This is a genomic window from Pontibacter harenae, from assembly GCF_020907245.1.
Lineage (GTDB): Bacteria > Bacteroidota > Bacteroidia > Cytophagales > Hymenobacteraceae > Pontibacter > Pontibacter harenae.
Genome location: NZ_JAJJWH010000048.1, coordinates 1 through 17474 on the forward strand (window position 1 = coordinate 1; position 17474 = coordinate 17474).

At 42.1% G+C, this 17474-nt stretch carries 18 protein-coding genes; 4 read left to right on the plus strand and 14 right to left on the minus strand.

The window, feature by feature from the left end:
• Positions 1-95: 95 nt before the first annotated feature.
• The 4 genes from LN893_RS17525 (at position 96) to LN893_RS17540 (ending at position 3438) form a co-directional block, all read left to right on the plus strand.
• Positions 96-344 (plus strand): energy transducer TonB, encoded by a 249-nt coding sequence (locus LN893_RS17525; protein ID WP_439651225.1) that lies wholly within the window; start codon positions 96-98, stop codon positions 342-344.
• Positions 345-608: 264 nt separating this feature from the next.
• Positions 609-863: a hypothetical protein gene (locus LN893_RS17530; protein ID WP_229972370.1), complete on the plus strand. Its 255-nt coding sequence runs from the start codon at positions 609-611 to the stop codon at positions 861-863.
• Positions 850-1797: a PstS family phosphate ABC transporter substrate-binding protein gene (locus tag LN893_RS17535; protein ID WP_229972372.1), complete on the plus strand. Its 948-nt coding sequence runs from the start codon at positions 850-852 to the stop codon at positions 1795-1797. Before LN893_RS17530 ends, LN893_RS17535 begins: the two co-directional genes overlap by 14 nt.
• 45 nt (positions 1798-1842) lie before the next feature.
• Positions 1843-3438, plus strand: coding sequence for a tetratricopeptide repeat protein (locus tag LN893_RS17540; RefSeq protein WP_229972374.1), 1596 nt, complete (start codon positions 1843-1845; stop codon positions 3436-3438).
• A 189-nt stretch (positions 3439-3627) separates the two neighbouring features.
• On the opposite strand, the gene LN893_RS17545 is transcribed toward LN893_RS17540, so the two are convergent.
• The 14 genes from LN893_RS17545 to LN893_RS17610 form a co-directional block, all read right to left on the minus strand.
• Positions 3628-4662 carry an RluA family pseudouridine synthase gene (locus LN893_RS17545; RefSeq protein ID WP_229972376.1) on the minus strand — a complete coding sequence of 345 codons (1035 nt, stop codon included), beginning with the start codon at positions 4660-4662 and terminating at the stop codon, positions 3628-3630.
• An 83-nt stretch (positions 4663-4745) separates the two neighbouring features.
• Positions 4746-5357 carry an OmpH/Skp family outer membrane protein gene (locus LN893_RS17550; protein WP_229972377.1) on the minus strand — a complete coding sequence of 204 codons (612 nt, stop codon included), beginning with the start codon at positions 5355-5357 and terminating at the stop codon, positions 4746-4748.
• A gap of 61 nt (positions 5358-5418) precedes the next feature.
• A complete protein-coding gene (locus tag LN893_RS17555) occupies positions 5419-6039 on the minus strand; it encodes an OmpH/Skp family outer membrane protein (protein ID WP_229972379.1) in 621 nt (206 codons plus the stop codon).
• 12 nt (positions 6040-6051) lie between these two features.
• Positions 6052-8529, minus strand: coding sequence for an outer membrane protein assembly factor BamA (gene bamA / locus LN893_RS17560; protein ID WP_229972381.1), 2478 nt, complete (start codon positions 8527-8529; stop codon positions 6052-6054).
• Positions 8530-8537: 8 nt separating this feature from the next.
• The gene (gene uppS, locus LN893_RS17565) at positions 8538-9281 is read right to left on the minus strand and encodes an undecaprenyl pyrophosphate synthase (protein ID WP_229972383.1); all 744 of its coding nucleotides are present in this window, start codon (positions 9279-9281) and stop codon (positions 8538-8540) included.
• 59 nt (positions 9282-9340) lie between these two features.
• Positions 9341-10105 (minus strand): type IX secretion system protein PorG, encoded by a 765-nt coding sequence (gene porG, locus LN893_RS17570; RefSeq protein WP_229972384.1) that lies wholly within the window; start codon positions 10103-10105, stop codon positions 9341-9343.
• A gap of 47 nt (positions 10106-10152) precedes the next feature.
• Positions 10153-11148 (minus strand): DUF6089 family protein, encoded by a 996-nt coding sequence (locus LN893_RS17575; RefSeq protein ID WP_229972385.1) that lies wholly within the window; start codon positions 11146-11148, stop codon positions 10153-10155.
• A 118-nt stretch (positions 11149-11266) separates the two neighbouring features.
• Positions 11267-12157: an NAD kinase gene (locus LN893_RS17580; RefSeq protein WP_229972386.1), complete on the minus strand. Its 891-nt coding sequence runs from the start codon at positions 12155-12157 to the stop codon at positions 11267-11269.
• Between the two features lie 10 nt (positions 12158-12167).
• Complete coding sequence (locus tag LN893_RS17585; protein ID WP_229972387.1) at positions 12168-13562, minus strand: POTRA domain-containing protein; 1395 nt, start codon at positions 13560-13562, stop codon at positions 12168-12170.
• Between the two features lie 10 nt (positions 13563-13572).
• Complete coding sequence (locus LN893_RS17590) at positions 13573-14241, minus strand: CBS domain-containing protein (protein ID WP_229972388.1); 669 nt, start codon at positions 14239-14241, stop codon at positions 13573-13575.
• The gene (locus LN893_RS17595) at positions 14238-15014 is read right to left on the minus strand and encodes an alpha/beta fold hydrolase (protein ID WP_229972389.1); all 777 of its coding nucleotides are present in this window, start codon (positions 15012-15014) and stop codon (positions 14238-14240) included. The genes LN893_RS17590 and LN893_RS17595 overlap by 4 nt, the downstream gene beginning before the upstream one ends.
• Positions 15015-15063: 49 nt before the next feature.
• A complete protein-coding gene (locus tag LN893_RS17600; RefSeq protein WP_229972390.1) occupies positions 15064-15633 on the minus strand; it encodes an anthranilate synthase component II in 570 nt (189 codons plus the stop codon).
• A gap of 148 nt (positions 15634-15781) precedes the next feature.
• Positions 15782-16300, minus strand: coding sequence for a CvpA family protein (locus LN893_RS17605; RefSeq protein WP_229972392.1), 519 nt, complete (start codon positions 16298-16300; stop codon positions 15782-15784).
• A 595-nt stretch (positions 16301-16895) separates the two neighbouring features.
• Complete coding sequence (locus LN893_RS17610; protein ID WP_229972394.1) at positions 16896-17357, minus strand: GatB/YqeY domain-containing protein; 462 nt, start codon at positions 17355-17357, stop codon at positions 16896-16898.
• Between the last annotated feature and the right edge of the window lie 117 nt (positions 17358-17474).

A 17474-nucleotide genomic window follows, 5' to 3' on the forward strand; every position in this document is an offset into this window, starting at 1 on the left:
TGCCACAATTCCCTGGAGGTGATGGAGAACTGTTGAAGTGGTTAGGCAAGAACATGCGTTACCCTGCTGCAGCTCAACGTGCAGGTATAGAAGGTATGGTAGTTCTTTCCTTTACAGTAGGTAGAGATGGCGCTATATCTGACATCTCTGTAGTGAGATCACTGGGAGGAGGAACAGACGAAGAAGCGATCAGGGCTGTGAAGGCGATGCCTAAGTGGAACCCAGGAAAGCAGAACGGTAGAGCCGTACCAGTACGATTTAACCTACCAGTAAGATTTACTATCAAATNCTCTAATCTTAAAGTATTTAAAAAGAGGAAGGTACCGCAACAAATTCAGGAATAACAAAAGAAGCAAAAAAGCGTATTCAGGAGATGAAAAGAACGGAAGCGTGTGCTGGTACAAAGTTTGCACAGGTAGAGTATAGGCCATCTAACATAAGACTGAAATAAGAAAGTTTGCCTGCAATGTTCTACAACACTCAGTAGTTTTAACTTAATTTAAATACCAACATAGTAAAAGCAGATGCAAAATATACTATATTGGCATCTGCTTTTATTTTTAATGTTAGAACGCTATTTTTAAAAAATTAAGAAGTAAAAGAACTACATGTTAAGACCAGAAAGAGAAGAGCGACCTCAAAACAGCGTTTTTAGTAAAATAGCTCGTTATTTTGGTATGCTCATGACACTCATTTATGTGGCTCTAGGAGTATTCATCATTTTTGCTGACCCTGGATATTTGAACATCAATATTTCTGAAACAGCTAGATGGATACTTGGAGGAGTATTTATCTTGTATGGTATAGTTAGGTTTATTCGTATTTATAAAAGTAACTCAAGCAACAGCAATGGCAGATTTTAAAGTACAAACAGTGCTGGCCACCCTAGCATCCGCTATTTTGCTAAGCTCCTGTGGTAACAGCACAAACACCCCAGCTAATACACCTACATCTGGAGAAGTGACTATAAGTGTTGACGAATCATTTCAGCCTATCGTTGAATCGCAGGTTAAAACATTTGAAGGTATATACAAATACGCTGAAATAACGGACAACTATAAACCAGAAGGTGCAGTAATTCAAGACCTTCTGAACGATAGTGTAAAAGTGGCTGTTCTATCAAGGGACTTAAATGAATCAGAAAGAACTGTATTTGAGAAGCAGAATAGGATTCCACGATCTACAAAACTGGCGATAGATGCAGTAGCACTTGTAGTAAACAATAATAATCCTGATTCGCTTTTAACACTTGACCAGGTAAAAAGCATTTTTAGTGGCAATACAACAAGCTGGAAAAATTCAAATTCTTCAAGTAACTTGCAGGATATTACAATTGTTTTTGATAATAACAGCTCTAGCACAGCAAGATTTGTAAAAGACTCGTTGCTTGCTGGCCAGGACTTACCAAAAAATACTTATGCCTCTAACTCCCATACTTCTTTAATAGATTATGTGGCTGAGAACAACAATGCTATAGGGGTTATTGGCGTTAACTGGATTAGTGATACCGATGATACAACATCTGTAGGTTTCAGAAACAAAGTGAAAGTGGTGGGAATAAGCAAAGAAGCTAACCCTGAATCAGTTGAAAGCTATTACCAGCCCTACCAGGCTTATATAGCTGAGGGAACTTATCCTTTAACAAGAAACTTATATATTATTAATATAGAGGGACGTGCGGGGCTTGGCACAGGTTTTGCATCCTTTGCAGCAGGAGACCAGGGCCAACGAATAATTCTTAAATCAGGACTTGTACCAGCTACAATGCCTGTACGTATAATAGGACTAAGGAAGTAAGCCCAAAACAATAAACTAAACTTTACAATCATAACTAAAACAAAAATGGCAAATAATTGGAAGTATATTCTTTTGATGGCGGCAGCATTCCCAGCAGCTTCTGCTTTCGCTCAATCAGGAGACGCAGGAAGAAGAGCAGTAGAATTAGAGAGATATCAGCAAGCAAAAGGAATATATAAATCTCAATTAAACAGCAAAAATGCTGATAATGCTTATTTCGGATTAGGTGATGTTTACCTAAGAACTGATAAGCCAGATTCAGCTGCTTATTTCTTTAACCAAGGTATCGCGAAGAATAACAAATCAGCTATAAACTATGTTGGTTTAGGAAAGTTAGCTTTGGAGCAAGGCAATAAGGCTAAAGCACAGGAAAACTTTTCTCAAGCTCTTAAGCTGAGCAAATCGAAAGATCCATATGTGTTAACAATGGTTGCTGAAGCTTATGTTGATGCAGAAAATGCTTCTCAGGCAGATCTTAACAAAGCTGTTGAATATTTACAGCAAGCTGTTTCTCGCGATAGCAAGAACCCACTTACTTATATCGTTCTTGGTGATGCGTACATGAAATTGAAAGATGCAGGTAAAGCTGTATCTAACTATGACATGGCTGTAACCTTGGATGACAAGAACGCTGTGCCATTCCTGAAAAGAGGCCAAATTTATACTTCGTCTAGAAACTACCCTGTAGCTGAAGAAGAGTATAATAAAGCCATACAGGTTGACCCTAACTATGCTCCAGCTTATCGTGACCTGGGTGAGTTATATTATTTTGCAGGGCAATACGACAAGGCACTGTCTACCTTCAAAAAATATGTAGACATGTCTGAAAAGACGCCTGAAACACAAGCTAAATATGCTTCGTTCCTGTTCCTGACGAAGAATTACGATGAAACAATCAATGTTGCACAGGAAGTTCTGAAAACAGACCCGAACAATACTGTAATGAACCGCTTACTGGCCTACTCTTTTATGGAGAAAGATCAACCAGAACAAGCGCTTGCATCCATAGAAAACTACTTTAGCAAAATAGACAAGAGTAAACTAATTGCTAAAGATTATGAATACTATGGCAAGATCTTAGCCAAAACAGATAGAGCAGAGGAAGCTGCTGCTAACTTAGAGAAAGCCATCTCTATGGAGCCAACCAGAACGGAGGTATACACTGACTTAGCAAACCTTTATATCAAGAACGAGCAATTTGATAAAGCGATTGCAGTTTACGAGAAGAAGCGTGAGAATGCAGAGCCTGCTGTTGCTGACTTCTACTATATCGGTAGAATTCATATGATGAAAGGAGACTTCCAAGCAGCAGATTCAACTTATACTAAAATTACTGAAGCTAACCCTACATATGCTTACGCTTACTTATGGAGAGCCCAAGCATTAGCTAGCCAAGACCCTGAAACAGAAGAAGGCCTTGCTAAGCCTATGTATGAGGAATTTATTAAGCTAGCTGGCAACGAGAAGGATAAGTATAAGAAGGAGTTAGTTGAAGCAAACACCTACTTAGGCTATTATTACTTATTGCACAAGGAAAAGCAAAATGCTGCGAAGCATTACCAGGAAGTGCTTACTTTGAACCCTGAGCATGAGGGAGCAACAGAAGCATTAAAGCAACTTGGTGTTACTGCACAAAAGTAATTAAACATATCATATATCAACAAAAAGGGCTGACCATATCATATGGTCAGCCCTTTTTGTTGATATATGATAACCTCAACTGAAGCTTGTAATCACTTCATAAAACAGAAGAATGATATTACTTTATTTTAAATTGAGACTTTACATACGACTACACACAGCCATTACAACTGTATTTTCTATTGTATACTACTGATCCTCATACAAAGCCCACTTATCAAGCAAAGCTTTAAAATCATCTGGCAGCTCAGAATCATGCTGCATAAATTCTTTTGTTACTGGATGTATAAAGCCTAAAGACTTGGCATGTAAAGCCTGCCTTGGCATTAGCTTAAATGCATTTTCTACAAACGATTTATAAGTACCGTTAGGAGCTCCATATATAATCCGATCTCCTCCATATGTTGCATCAGAAAAAAGGGGATGCCCCATATACTTCATGTGAGCTCTGATCTGGTGCGTTCTTCCTGTTTCTAGATTACACTGCACCAACGACACATACTTAAACCGCCTCAGAACTTTGTAGTGTGTAACAGCATGTTTCCCATAATCTCCCGCAGGATAAACAGTCATCACCTTTCTGTCTTTTACGCTTCTACCAATATGCCCCACAATAGTACCTGTATCATTGGCTGGTACTCCCCAAACCATAGCATAATAGGTTCTTTCAATGGAATGGTCGAAGAATTGTTTAGCCAAGAAAGCCATGCTATACTCCGTTTTAGCTATAACTAATAAGCCAGAGGTGTCTTTATCTATGCGATGGACCAACCCTGGGCGGCCAGCGCCATTACGAGTTGTAGGTAGGTTTTGTAAATGGTATACTAATGCATTTACAAGGGTGCCTGTCCAATTATTGTAGGCTGGATGTACGACCATGCCTGGTTGCTTGTTTACTAGCAGTAAGTCATCATCTTCATAAGGTATAACCAACGGAATGTCTTCAGGTAAAATGTCTGTTTCCCTTGGTGCTTCAGGCAATACAATAGTAATTACATCCTGAGGTTTTACCTTGTAGCTTACCTTAGCTGGCTTGCCGTTAATCTGTATCGATTCTGACCTGATAGCCTCCTGCAGTTTGTTGCGGGTAACGTTGGGCAAGCGGTCCATCAGAAACTTATCCACACGGAGAAGTGCCTGCCCCTTATCCACTACAATTCGATGATGCTCATAAAGCTCATCGTTTTCTTCTGAATGATCTTCTTCCTCTAAGTATTCAGCCACTCTAGTTTAATTTTGGTAAGGACAAAAAAAGAAGCCGAAGTAAAATACTTCGGCTTCCCGTAAAGTTATTATATTTTTAGAACTTAGTTCTTTTTCTTAGCAGTTGAAGTTTTCACTGGTGCTGTTGTAGCAGGCTTAGCAGGAGTCTGAGCAGCTGCTGGCGCTGCTGTAGCTTTCGCAGGGTCTACACCAAGTTTCCTAAGCACAAGCGGAGAGATATCGCCTTCTTCTGGACCAGCAAGCAAAGCTTGATTGCTGAACACATAAGTATAATTATTCTCTTTCGCTACATCTTTTATTGCTTTGTCAATCTTAGCGATAACTGGGTCAACTAAAGACTTTTCTTTTTGCTGTAAAGAGGCCTGTGCATTACGCTGAAACTCTTGAATTGAGTTGTTCAAGTTCATCAACTCTTTTTCTTTGTCGTCGCGTACTACTTTATCCATAGCGGCAGCACCTTGCTCATAAGCCTTCAGTTTTGCTTCGTATTCCGCATACTTATTTTTTAACTGATTTTCAAGCTGAGTACTAGTAGTCTTCAATTCTGACTCAATTTGTCTGCTCTCTGGCAATTGCAACAGAATATACTCCACATTGGTGTAACCAATCTTTACTGGCTGCCCCTCAGTCTGTGCAAATGAAGCAAAGCTCATCAACAAGAACGCTACTACTAATGTTTTAATTTTGTTCATCATTGGGTTGGTTAATTAATATAAATTCAGTTTTAGTTGTTAGACTTACTTAATATAAAATTTATTATTGTTTTGAAGCATTACGGTTATCCTGCTGCTCACCGCCTGTTATTGGCAAATCGTCAGGGTCATCTACTATACTTTGAACTGGCTTTTTACCAGGCGCATTGCCAGATCCCAGACCTAGCTCCTCTAATACATACTCTGTATAATCATGCACAGGGTTTGTATAAATCATCACCAAGTCGCCCGACTTATCGAACATGATGGCCAGTTGCCTTGACTTAGCTACCTTTTCAATAGCCTCAAAAACCTGGTCCTGTATCGGCTTTATAAGTTCTTGCCTGCGTTTGAACATCATGCCCTCATATCCGAATACCTTTCGTTGGTAGTCGCGAGCCTCTGCTTCTTTCTTAGCAATATCAGACTGTCGCTTTTGCTTCATTTCCTCCGTCAACAGCACCTCTTCAGCCTTATACTCTTGCTTGAGCTTCTCAACCCCTTGGTGCATGTTTTCGATATCCCGCTGCCAAACTTCAGCCTGTTTATCTAGTTCTTGCTGCACTTTTGTAAAGGCAGGCATTTTGCTTAAAATAAAGTTGGAATCAATATACCCAAACTTCTGCGCTTGCGAAACAAACGTTAGCAAAAAGCCTGACAAAAAGAGAAACAAAAACTTCTTCATACTAATTCCTTCTTAACGAAGCTGCTGCCCGATTATGAAGTGGAACATACCTCGTTTTGCATCCTGCTGACCTGGCAAATCATCTAAGCGCCAGCCATAATCAAACCCTAGCAAGCCAAATGCGGCCATAAAAACACGGGCACCTACACCCACTGAGCGATAAACCTTGAACGGGTTGTAACGGTCATAAGAGCCAAAACTATTACCAGCTTCCAAAAATGCTAAACCATAAATGGTTGCACTTGGGTTAGGAGATATTAACTGCCTTAGCTCCATTACATACTTATTAAAAGCAATACCACCAGCATTTAAGAGTGTCTGATTGGCATTGTTCACAACAGATTCATCTTCATAACCTCTTAAGCCAATGTATTCTGTTCCTACAAAGATATTGCCACCACCTAAGCCAGCTCCACCTAATTTAAATCTTTCAAACGGACCAACATTAGCTGCGGAGCTATAAGTTCCTAAGAAGCCAAAGTGTGCTCTTGTATTCAACACCAAATTTCCTGCCAAGTTTATGAAATATGAGGCATCAAACATCCATTTATGGAATTCAACAAACTCGTAGTTATTCTTTTTGTTAGCAAATAAAGAATAAGGTGGCGTTAGGTTTACACTCAAAGAGAGTTGAGAGCCAGACCTTGGGAACAGCGGATTATCGATTTGAGAACGAGATAAAGTATTCACAAATGAAATACTGTTTGAGTTACCATTGTCAAAGTCTGTAAACAAAGCATAGTTATTTAGGCCATACCTGTTATAAGACAATGAGTGGTTCATGATAAAGTAGTTATCTGGCCAGTTAAGGCGTCTGCTCAATCCTACAGAAACACCATCTACATTTAACCTACTATCGTTTTCTGAACCAGGAATTCTTCTTATCGTTTTATACAAGCTTACCGAAAAGGCATTCGCTCTGCGGCCACCCAACCATGGCTCCGTAAATGATAGCGAGTAGGATTGGTAATATTTACCGTTTGCCTGCACATTAAGTGCCAAGCGCTGTCCATCGCCGCTCGGCAGTGGTCTCCACTCCGACAAATCAAAAAGTTTGCGTGTAGAGAAGTTATTTAAAGTAAGACCTACGGTACCTACTGCTCCAATTGGGCCACCCCAACCACCAGACAAGCTTATTTGGTCATTCGGACGCTCTACCACACTATAGTTAATATCTACAGTACCTTCTGCCTGGTTTGGCACTGGCACCAGGCCAATGGTTTCAGGGTCAAAATACCCAAGGCCAGCCAGTTCGTTTCTTGTACGAATCAAGTCTTCACGACTGTACTTTTGCCCAGGTAATGTTCTGATTTCACGAAGAATAACATGATCGCTGGTTTTAGTATTACCAGTTACATTTACTTTGCTTATAGTTGCCTGAGCTCCTTCAAAAACTCTTAGCTCTATATCAACTGAATCTCCTTCCACTCTTACCTCTACAGGTTCTATGCTAGAGAATAAGTATCCGTCATTTTGGTACAGACCAGATACATCGACACCAGTTGGGTTAAACGTCAGTCTTTTTTCCAGCTCTGCTTTGTCATAAACATCACCTGGCTCTATTCCTAATACTCTGGAAAGGTAGGCATCGTCATAAATATAGTTACCGTTCCAGGTTATGTTCCGATAGTAGTAGCGCGAGCCTTCGTCAATTGTGATTTGTACTGCCAGCCTGTCTTCACTTACCTTATATACAGAATCAGAAACAATAAAAACATCTCTATAGCCCTGCGACCTATAGAAGTTCAGCAGGTTTTCTTTATCATCTTCATATGCACTTTGCTGAAACTTAGAGGATGTAAATATTTTGTAGAAACGCTTCTCTTTTGTTTTCTTTAACTGCTTGCGGAGCTTACGCTCTGTAAAAGATTCGTTGCCTATAAACTCTACATCAGCGATTTTAACTTTATCGCCTCTATCAACATTTATATTAAGCACCACACTGTTAGGCAGAAGGGAATCTGGCCGCTGAACAATATTTATTTTAGCGTTCAGGTAGCTCTTCTCCTGATAATAACTTTTGATAACATTTCGGGTGCTATTAAGAACTGCATCTGTTACTACTCTGCCTCGTTGCAGTGTAATCTTATCTTTCAAAGCATCCTGCTGGCTTTTAGGTATACCAGAAAACGTAAACCTGGAAAGGCGTGGGCGCTCTTTCAGGTTAAAAGTAAGATAAATATCATTTCCTTCTACGCGCGATACCAGTACATCAACTCCTCCTAAAAGGCCCTGATCCCACAGTTTCTGTATAGCTCTGCTGATATCTTCACCAGGCACAGTAATTTCGTCGCCGATCTTAAGACCAGTAACAGCTATTACAGCATTAGGATCCAGAAATTTGTACCCCTGCACGTCTATCCCTCTAAGCGTGTACTGCTGAGGCTGTGCATAATCAATGGAGTTTGTTTGTGAAGGGTTGTTTAAAACTTGAGACGAGGCTGTGCCAGCTATCATCAGAAACACAAGCACCCAAATGCATCTAATCATTAATATCTTTACTTCGTTAGTTGTTCACTTGTCTTGCCAAAGCGCCGTTCTCGGTTTTGGTAAGCTAAAATTGCCTCATAAAGATGCTCCTTCCTAAAGTCGGGCCAGAGCAACTCCATTATATATAATTCTGTATAAGCTAACTGCCAAAGCAGGAAGTTACTTATTCTTTGTTCACCACTCGTTCTAATCAACAGCTCAGGATCTGGTAAACCTGCGGTAGACAAGTATTTCTCGAAAGCTTTTTCATTAAGATCCTGCTCTTTCAAGTTCCCCTGCGCCACATCTCTGGCAGCTTTTTGCACTGCCTGTGTTATATCCCAGCGTCCGCTATAGCTTAGCGCTAGCACCAGCGTCATCCGTGTATTGTCCTTCGTCATCTCCATGGCTTCTTTAAGCTCATTCTGACATGCTGCAGGCAAAGAGGCTGTGTCTCCTATGGTTGTTAGCCGAATGTTATTTTTATTTAACTTTGAGGCTTCCTTTCTAATGGAAGAAACTAACAACTGCATTAAAGCAGAGACTTCCATAGCTGGTCTAGACCAATTCTCAGTTGAAAAGGCATATAAGGTAAGGCATTCCACACCTAGCTCGGCTGCTGCCTCTACTGTTTCACGTACTGCTGTAATTGCACTCTGATGCCCAAATATTCGTAATCCACCCCGCTTCTTCGCCCAACGTCCGTTTCCGTCCATGATAACGGCTATATGCTTAGGTAAATTGTTTAAATCAACGTTTTCCCTGAGATTCATGTATATCTATTTCCTTGCAAGTTACAAAAAGCAAGATAATTTCATGAAAAATAAGATAGTTAATCTAGGATACCAGGCTGTTTACGATAAGGAGGTGGGCAATTAATTCTGTAAAAAGTGTAGGATAGGCTAATTCCGTTGTAATAATACCAGTCATTATCATGCGGATTAGATATTCTTTCGTCCTGCCCTGTAAGGTTGTCCAGGCGGTCGTTAAAGAGTTTTCTGGCCCCAAACTCAAGCCCTAGGTTCCAGTGTTTGCTTAACGCATACTTTATACCTACACCAAGGGGAACAGCCACTGCTAACGTTGTTCTGTAAGCATCATTCAAATACGATAGCTGTGGATTATCAAAAGAGGTTTTCACATTGTAGAGCAGCCCAGCAACACCTATAAAAAAGTAAGGCGACACCCTTGTCCTTTGCCTCATATCATAATAATCGAGGAAATTATATTCTACTACAGCAGAAACCTCAGCTAAACTCAGACGCATCTCGGCTTGCCTGTAATTAGGCAATGGCAAATCATACGATTTATCGCCAATGGTATTATTATTTAGGATGCGGTGGCTCCCCATCAGGCCTCCTCTTAGTGTGATGGGTGCCGAAATATCTCGACGGTAGAAAACAGTAAAAGCAGGCTGGTTATTCAGAAACCTGTAGTTTGGTGCAAGCTCACCTTTATAATTCGCTCCACCTATTCCAACGCCTAATTCGCTTGTAGTTACAGGGCTTTGAGCCAGCGCAGAAAAGCTAAAAAAAGCACTCCCTATTTGAATAACTAAACAAATAAGGAGTGCCTGAATACTGTTTCTTGATATCATGTAAACTTTATGAGGTTTAGGAAAAGAACGATCCTCTGATCATTCTATTATCTAAACTTCGGACTTCTAATCCTCGGTGCGAGAACATAGTTGATATGAACACCAGTAAGTATATACCAGTCTTTATTATCAGAATGTCCTCGGAAAGGATTATCAGAAGTACCGTAGCCAGGGACACGCATATACGGCTCATCACTTGGGTCAGTTGTTGCAAGTCCAGGAAAAGCTTCTGCACTTCTATCAGATAATATTGTGGCTGCTGTAGGGTTACTGCCACCGCCACTTAAGATATCACTTTTGTCTGCGTAGCTACCGCTAACGTCATCTAAATAATCTGTGAAAGTTTTTCTCCAGGTTAGCTCAAAGCTAAGGTCCCAATGTCTGTCAAGCTTGTAACGTACACCAAGGCCAAACGGAATTGCTACCTGTATGCGCTTGTAAGGATCGGGATAACCTTCACCCTCTGCATATTGTCCTTCTGTACCTAGCGGTTGTAAGGCATACCATCTTGTTGGTATATCATCTGATTCAGACAACTCTGGGTGCGATCCTCTTTCATAGTATGCCTTTGGGTTGTGATGAAACGCTGCAATACCGATAAAGCCATAAGGCACAAAATCAGGGCGGCGCTGGTAGCCGCTGCGGTTCTCAAAAAGATCTATAATTGCAACAGCACTTAATTCTGTAATGTCGTTTCTGAAGGAAAGATTACGTCTGAAACGGCCCTCATTCTCAGCTTCGTTTTCTGAGGCACTCAGCGCATCGTCTCCAACTAAACGCCCCCAGTGTAAACTAGCTCTACCAGATACCCTCGGGAAGAACCTCTGTGTGTAGTGCAGGCCTACGTTAGCTCGGGTAGATTTAAACCTGAAGCTGGTAAAGTTTGGCTCAGGCACAATATCGCCGAAATAGTTCATTGCGTTAAGACTTACCCCTAAAGAGCTATAGCGCCTTCTATTGTTCCACCGTTGTGCTTCCGCTACAGAGGAGATAAGGAGAAAGGTAGTAACCAACAATAGAATGAGGGTACAATTTCTTTTCATGTTACTTTTATTATATGCATTGCAACAATATATTAGGTTTCTTATTTCCCTAACATAAGCTACAAAAATAGTGATAATTGCTTATTATGTAAATAACATCAAAAATATTTAATATCAATTACTTAATAATGCTGTTTCTTTTGTCCATGCCCCAGTTTAGTTTACTACGCAGCGTAGAAAGAAAGTTTACATGATGCAATTTTATTAGGTTCGCTGTAAAGTTTTCTCTTCTAATGGCTAACTGCACGCTCATGTCAACTGGCACCGCTCTGGAGTCTAAGGAAGCAAGATAGGTGCTGCTACGCCCTTCCACCTCAAAAGAAATAACGCTCTTATCTGAGACAATCATAGGGCGTACGTTCAGGTTGTGCGGACATACGGGTGATATAACAAAGTTATTTGTCTGGGGCAGCACCAAAGGCCCACCGCAACTTAGCGAATAACCTGTAGAGCCTGTCGGAGTAGCTACGAGCAATCCATCTGCCCAGTAGGAATTAAGGTACTCACCATCAATATACGTATGTACGGCAATCATGGAGGAAGAATCTCGTTTCAACACGCTAAACTCATTCAGCCCAAAATTTATTCCGTCAAAAATATCCTGGTCCGAATCTACGCGGATAAGGGCACGGCTATCTATAGTATAATGTCCTTTATAAAGAGCATCTAATGCAAGCGTAATGCTATCGTAAGGTATGGTAGCCAGAAAACCAAGCCTGCCTGTGTTGATACCAAGAATCGGAATTTGCTGCTCGCCAATGTAGGTGACTGTGTCCAATAATGTTCCATCACCTCCCAGGCTCAGAACCGCGTCTACACCATCTAGCCTATCGCCACGGGTAAAGGTTTGGATACCTGTCGGTAAGTTGATAGTAGTTTCATCTAAATATGTTTTAAAATGCTCCACCACCGATAACTCGGCCTTTCTTCGCACCAACTCATCGAAAAGTGTTTGAATAAAAGGGCAGATAGTTTCATTGAATGGTTTACCAAGTATAGCAATTCTCATGTTTTATTTTTTAGAACGGAAAGCTGCCGCTAAGATATACCCCTCTGTCTCCCTCACGATTTAGCGCATACTCTCCTCTTAGCACAATATCATAAAATGTTACCACATGCAACCCCAGGCCTCCGCCGTACAACAAGCGATTTGCCAAAGGGTTAGTGTTCTCAAACTTATTATCTGTCACATACCCAGCATCGGTAAACGCATTTAGGTACACAGACAAAGGTATGTTGTTAAATTTAGGGTTATTTATAAAATTAAGGTGAATCTGCCTGTTTCTTAGCAGCCCTCGCGATAGCCCTTGTTTAAGAAGACCGTAATGCTGCCCGTTTATCACATACAACTCATAGCCGCGTACCACAGAGCGAAAGCCCAGGGCCCTGTTGTCGGTGTAGGAATACTGGTTGGCTAATTTCACCATTCCTTCGGCTCCGATGGTGTAGTAATAGTTATCATTCAACCTGAAGTAGTCTACGTACTTAGCCCGCAAAGCTGTAAGCGGAGCACCTGAATTACGCAAGAAAAATGTATGCGACAGCGCCACTTCGAAGTAACTACCTGTTAGTGGGTACGAGAAAGTTTCCCGCAAATTGACCACCTTGTACAGGTCCAGTCGCAGGAACTGCCTTTCTGTTAGCCCCTCCCGAAAATAATCAGGATTAAGAACGGCAACAGAATCTGATATGACTTCCTGCTGATAAGTTACTCTAAGGCCTTCTTGCCGCTGCACGCTTGTTCTGTGCAGAAGGCCTACAGATGCGGCTGTTCTTTTTATTGGCACTCTCTCCTCCTGCTCAAAAAAGTACTGTCTATTGCCTGCGGTTTGGTAGTCAATCACACGGCTGCGGTAATCTGAAACACCAACATCTAAACCTAACTTGTGCTTCCGACTAATATAAGGTTTACGGTACGAAAGCTCCAGCCTTTTGTTGAAACCACGCTGCACCCGCACCCGCACATCTTCGTTGCGCCCCCTAAAGTTTCTGCGTACAACGCTAAACCCATAGTCTAAACGGCTCCAGTCTTTTTTCTCGAGCCAGGCAGCAAAATTTCTGTCTGCTATATCAAATATCGGGGTAGGGTAAAGATAAAAGCGCTCCTGCATCTGGTACGTAACACTTACTCTTCCTGCATCGCAGGTGTAATTATACGTTACATGCAGAAAGAGCCTTAGGTTAAAGAGACGCATACGGCTCTCCTCCAGCACAGCCTCCAGATTTTCAGTTGCAATCGTATCGCCAGGTTGAAACGTTAGCTCCAGCAGCAATACTTGCTCTTTGGTGATATCATTGCCCTCGAAATTGATGTTGCTGATTACCACCTCAGACTCCTGGCACGGCTTGGCTACTGCTACTGCCTGGGTGAGCAGCAGCAAGAATATAAAAAAGAAAAAGCGCAGTTTTATCACCGCTCCTGCACTAGATATCGAGGTATTTGAACAGCAGATCCAGCCTATCGCGGCCTACATCGTATTCGGAACCGTCGTTGAACTGTGCTGTGATACGATATTCGAAACGCTCCAGCGTAGCGATGATGCGGGAAAGATCAGTTGTGTTCAGTTTCAGGGTAAGCTTAATATTGTAAGGGTCCAGCTCATCTGGCGAGACATAGGCGCTCAAAATTTTGGTACCTTCTTCCTCAATCAAGCGGCTGATTTGGCTTAGAGAGTAATCGCGTTCTGGCATAGCAAGAACCAAAATACTGCCCTGCCCCTGCAGCGCCGACATTTGCCCAAAAGCCGCAATCGTATCGTTTATGGTAATGATGCCCATATAATCCTGTGTCTCGTCGAGCACAGGCACCACCTGAATTTTGTTTTTGATGGCCGCCTCCATGACATCGTAAAAGTGCTGAAAGTGCATCACATGCACATCCTGGTACTCCAGCATCTTCACTTCTTTCAATGTTTGATTGCGATCCGAGAGCTCAATTAAATTAGATTCGGTAGCTAAACCTAAGTACTTGCGGTTACCAACCACAGGCAACTCATTTACACGGAACTCATCCATCCAACGCAAAGCTTTCTCTACGGTATCGTAGAGTTTCAGCGGCGGAATCATTTGGTTGATGAGTTCTTCTGCAATCATGTTGCTGTTTCGGTTATAGGAGTTTTACTTAAATACTTTTCTAAGATACTGTTAAATTTCTCTGGATGTTCCATCATTGGTGCGTGTCCGCATTTATCTATAAAGTATAATTCGGAATTCTGCATGAGCCTGTTAAACTCGTGTGCTACCAACGGTGGCGTAATCGTGTCATTTAGTCCCCATATCAACAGTGTAGGCACCTGTATGTTTGTAATATCTTTCGCCATGTTGTGCCGCTGCGCCGATTTGGCTATAGCTATAATACGCAGGCACTTAGAGTTGCTGTTGGTGATATCAAACACCTCGTCTACCAACTCCTTCGTAGCTGTTTCAGGATTGTAGAACGTATAGCCGACACGCTCCTTCACATATTCATAGTTACCACGCTTCGGGAAAGAACCTCCCATAGAATCCTCGAACAAACCAGAACTTCCTGTTAGCACCAGACGCTTTACTTGCTCAGGATTATTTAAGGTATAAACCAATGCCACATGGCCACCAAGCGAGTTTCCGAGCAGCGTCAGGTCCTTTAGCTTCAGTTGTTTCACAAACCCCTCCACAAAATTTACCAACCCTGGTACACCAGCCTTATGCAGTGCCATCTCATAGATCGGCATCAGCGGAATAACAACACGGTAGTTCTGGGAAAAATGATCTACTACGCCGTTCCAGTTGCTCAACGCTCCGAAGAGCCCGTGCAACAACAACAAAACTTCACCCTGCCCCTCGTCTATGTACTGATATTCGCCTTCTTGTCTGACCTGTAGATCCATCGTGTGAGAAACTATTTACTATAACGTGATTTTAACTAGATTCGGTATTTTAATTTACAATATTAGCAATTGATACCCAATTTCGAAGCATTTTTAAACCATAAGTCGTAAGCACCGCCTCTGGGTGAAACTGCAACGCATACAACGGCAGTGATTTATGCCTAAATGCCATCAACTCTCCCTCCTGTGTATGCGCCAGTGGTACAATGCTTTCAGGCACCTGCTTCAGCACCAGCGAATGGTAGCGTACGACATTCATGATCTGGGGCAGTCCGTTAAATACAGCATCCTCGACACAGGTTATTTCTGAAAGTTTTCCGTGCATCGGTCTTAGCCCCTTCTCCACCTTTGCCCCGAAAAAAGAACCTAAGGCCTGGTGCCCTAAACAGATTCCCAACATAGGCACTTTAGCGTGATAATGCTTAATCAAATCCATCATACAACCTGCCTGTTGGGGTGTACCTGGCCCTGGTGATAATACAACGGCTTTTATGGGCAAACGGTTAATATCGGCTAATGGCACATCATTCCGCACCACCTGCACTTCTACTCCCAATCTACCAAAATAATCGACCAGATTATAGGTAAAGGAATCAAAATTATCGAGCAGCAGAAGCATGGGTTTAATGTACTGATGTGGTAATTGGATAATGTGCTAATTGATTGGCTAGTTGCTTAATGAGATAAGGAGGCTATTTAGTTCAATGCATGATGTTCCCTCTACTAGCAAATGAACACATCAAAAATCAGCAATTACCTACAGCACATTAAAAATGATGTTTGAAGGAAGTGATTAGCGCCTTTACAAACGGGAGCACGTAGCTCAGAATATCGAGTGCGTAAGGTGTTGTTTTTAAAACAACTGGGTAAACAGTAGAGGCTGTGGCTGTCTCTGGCGAAACACTTATACCTGCCATATCCGACACGTAAAGCAACAGGCTTAGCGCCACACACCACTTCAGAGCACCTAGCACGCCTCCCATAAAATTGTCAAAAAAGCCAAAGGGAGTAAAATCTATCACTTTCTTGAGCAGCAGGCCACCTAAGTGTATCAGCAGAATAATGGCGATAAATACTAGCAGAAACGTAACATAAGGCAGTAGCCCGTGCACATCGCCCAGCATGTCAGCCATTACAGGCAGCGCCGTATCCAGTAGCTTCAATCCACCCAATATCGCCAGCACCAGCGCCACCAACGACACCAGTTCCAGCAACAGTCCTTTTCTAAACCCCTGAAACGCGCCGTATGCAATCGGAATAGCCAGAAAAATATCTAATGTATTCACGGTGTGTAATCGAATAATCTTTATTGAAAAAAATTGCCGCACTGGCAAAAACCAATGCGGCAATGTATAAAATTTTGGACTAAAATAATTCCTCTTCACTAAAAAAGGGAAAAAGACATGCGGCTTTTCCGAATTACGAATGAGAACTAAATCCCTTAATCCAAAGCTAACGTTTACTACTGCTCTTTCGGATTTCTTAATTCGAAAGTAAACTGTTGGTGATCTCCAGATCCCGTGTACCAACTACAGCAACCCGCGGATCAGAAAATCTAGAACTGTGACTGCTGCCACACTGCCAAACCCCTCTGCCGTTGTTGCGTGTTCTCACCAACAACAAAACCTCATGTCGGGTGCTATGCAACTAAAAAGCATAGTCTTCACACTTTGAAAGATAAACAGGCTGTTACTGCTCCCAAACTAAATGCGGTTGTTGGTGAGAACACGCAACAACGGCGAAGGCTTTCGAACGTTACTATTTTTCAAACTTAGCTTTCGGCCTTTCCTAACCAGAGCAGCAGCAGAGGATGTTATAAACACACAACAACGGCGAGCGGTAAAGTCTTGTGTCTTACGTCCTGTGTCCTGCGTCTAAAAGTTAAAAATCAGTATTGTTCAGCAAATGGCCTACGGCAGAAGAAATAGCACGGCCATCGGCCTGTCCTGCCAGTTCCTTAGAGGCAACGCCCATTACTCTACCTAAATCGGAAGGGCCTGTAGCGCCTACTCGGTTTATAATTTCGAGCAAACGAACACGCAAATCGCCTTCGTCCAGCTGCTTTGGCAGGTAATCTTCAATTACGGCCAGTTCTGCCAGTTCAACTTCTTCCAAATCAGCACGGCCTTGCTTGGCATACAGTTCTGCCGACTCGCGGCGCTGCTTGGCTGCTTTTGTCAAAAGCTTCATTTCTGTGTCCTCGCTTATGCCTGCGTCGCCGCCTTTTTCGGTTTCGGCCAGCAAAATCTGCGACTTTATACTTCTCAGGGCCTGCAGACGGGCTTTATCTTTGGCCAACATCGCTTGTTTTATGTCAGCATCAATGCGTTGTTTTAAACTCATAGTTATAAGGTAGTTTATACTTTTATAGTTGATTTACTGCAGCATACACGGCAGCATTGTGTTTATACGGAACTATAGCCAGGGCCATAGGTTCTCATCTTCCTAAAATTTCCATAA